This window comes from Tamlana crocina (assembly GCF_012037625.1).
The window spans coordinates 1-304 of record NZ_JAAVJS010000752.1 but is presented as its reverse complement, the minus strand read 5'-3'; the positions used below and the strand labels follow the sequence as shown (position 1 = coordinate 304).

The window sequence follows — 304 nt, the reverse complement described above, 5'->3', positions numbered from 1 at the left end:
CAACTCTTTCCACCCGGTAAGGTTTTAGAGAGTATTCTCCTTCCCCGGCTATTCGTTGACCTGTAATAATATTGTACTTATTGCCGTCCCCACAGGAGCAAACAGCTTCAGTCCCTTCCACGATAAGAGGAGAGCAGGCTTGCGGGACGTGATTAGGATCTGTAAGTTCAAAAGCCATGTATTGGTCATTGTTGAGGTTGAAGATCACAATTCCGTTGATGCCATAGTTGCGGGTGACGAATTTATTTCCGGGGAAATTAAGTTGATTATATTCCGGAAGGCTAAGATCAAAGTTTACCGAAAA

The 304-nt window shown here is 43.8% G+C and carries 1 protein-coding gene; it reads right to left on the bottom strand.

Annotated features, from left to right (window positions below; translation table 11 throughout):
* On the bottom strand, nucleotides 1-304 hold a 304-nt coding region (locus tag HC176_RS19840; protein WP_209309835.1), incomplete at both ends, for a Rieske (2Fe-2S) protein.